General features: G+C 50.2%; 1 protein-coding gene and 2 pseudogenes. All 3 read right to left on the reverse strand.

Annotated features, from left to right (window positions below; genetic code table 11):
• Positions 1-94: 94 nt before the first annotated feature.
• Positions 95-334 (reverse strand): lysozyme inhibitor LprI family protein, encoded by a 240-nt coding sequence (locus BN874_RS23465; protein WP_195912151.1) that lies wholly within the window; start codon positions 332-334, stop codon positions 95-97.
• A 123-nt stretch (positions 335-457) separates the two neighbouring features.
• Positions 458-1,597 (reverse strand): annotated as a pseudogene (locus tag BN874_RS23470) (IS3 family transposase).
• A 3-nt stretch (positions 1,598-1,600) separates the two neighbouring features.
• Positions 1,601-1,927, reverse strand: a pseudogene (locus BN874_RS25065) (hypothetical protein); the annotation flags it as partial.

Raw genomic sequence — 1,927 nt, forward strand, 5'->3', positions numbered from 1 at the left:
TTATTACCAGCAACTAATTCTGCGGAAGCTTAGGAGAAAAGGGTTTTTCGACAGTCTCTTAGGCACGTCGTTAAGTCGACGTGCACATGGACTTTCAGTCCGTTACTTCAACCCACCGGCTTTCAGCCGGTGGTTGTTGAGTCGGTTCCTTATGTTTCTGATAATGTCTATTGTATATCGCGTTTAATTCTTGATCGGCTGTTTTATAACGCGCTGAGAGGCAATCCATAATTGAAACAGAATTTTCTGTTTGACTACTGCACTCTTCAGCGATAAGTGAATTTGAAATAACGAACAGACCCGTAAATAGAGCGGCCATAAATTTGATGGGCATAGTTATTCTCTCTGTGATAGAAATTGTCGTTATCATTGAAGTAAAGTGGACCCCTCAGTCAAGACCACAGAACGGGCGATTTAAGATAGAAGCCACATGGGTTAGAAGCTGCTGCTGGCCCAGTTACTGGAGTGGCTGGGCGTTACGATAGACTTGTTCCGGGGTCCGATTGTCGAGTGACTGGTGCGGACGGTCGGTGTTGTAGAATCGGAAGTAAGTCGATAATTCGGCTTGAGCCTCACGCAGGCTTTGATAGTGTTTGGAGTACACCTCCTCGTATTTGAGGGAGCGCCATAGGCGCTCGATGAAAATGTTGTCCAGTGCGCGGCCCTTGCCGTCCATGCTGATGCGAATGTGATGGTGGTTAAGCACCTCGATAAAGACCGCGCTGGTGAACTGACTGCCCTGATCGGTATTAAAAATTTCCGGGGTTCCGTGGTGTTCAAGCGCCTCGGTTAAGGCGTCCACGCAGAACGCGGTATCCATCGTATTGGAGAGCCGCCAGGCCAGCACGTAGCGGCTATACCAATCGATCAACGCCACCAGGTAGGCCTATCCCCGTTCGATCCGCAGGTAGGTGATATCGGTCGACCACACCTGATTGGGTCGTTCGATGACCACCCCCCGCAATAGGTAGGGGTAGACCGCCTGCTGAGGATGGGGCCGACTCGTGTCGGGTTTCGGCGCAATCGACACTAACCCCATCGCCCGCATCAGTCGCCGAACCCGCTTGCGATTGACCGGATATCCCTCCCGACGCCGCACTGCCGTGAGCTTGCGGCTGCCGTAGAATGGGTAATCGGTATAGATCGCGCTGATTCGGTCCATCAACCGCTGATTTTCCGCGCTTTCATCGCCTACTGACGTGAGGGCCATACCAAGTCGACCGATTCAGTCCCAGTAAGGCACATTGCCGCCGCAGACTGGGACTCTCGGTGCCAGGCTCTACCAACCCACGCTTCGTGTTCACGTCAAGCCCAACGCTTTGGACTTTTTTCGCAGCCCGTCCACCTCCACTTGCAAGCGCCCAATCTGCGGGTAGAGCCGGTCTTGCTCCGCTTCCCGGCGTGGGTCATCCATTCCACTGGGCCGCCCGAACAGTTCCGGCAGCTTTTCCCGTGCCTGCTGCTTCCAGGTAGTGATCTGACTGGCGTGAACCCCGTACTCCGATGAGAGTTGAGCGATGGTCTTTTCACCCTTGAGGGCTTCCAAAGCCACCTTGGCTTTGAACTCGTTACTAAACTGCTTCTCTGTACATGACAAAAATTAACTTGAAGAGTTAAAATGATTAAAATCAAGGAAGTGAAATAAAGCAGCGAGATTAAATAAGGAGGTAGGATTAAATATAGCATTACGAATAAAATCCAAACCAGTTTTAAAGATACTTTTAGAAAAACGTAGATGTTTTTTTACTTTAATCGGTTTAACTGAATCATGCTGCCACTCACCGATGCGATGCGCCCAACAAAAAGTAATCACCGGAATGATTAAAAGTCGTTTAATCCGCTCAGGGTCCGTCACATGAGTCTCTTGTAGAAAGAGATTTTGTACCGGTACTTCTTGACCTTGGCTGTTGGTCGTTTTCGCATTTTT

The sequence above is a fragment of the Candidatus Contendobacter odensis Run_B_J11 genome, assembly GCF_000531125.1.
GTDB lineage: Bacteria > Pseudomonadota > Gammaproteobacteria > Competibacterales > Competibacteraceae > Contendibacter > Contendibacter odensensis.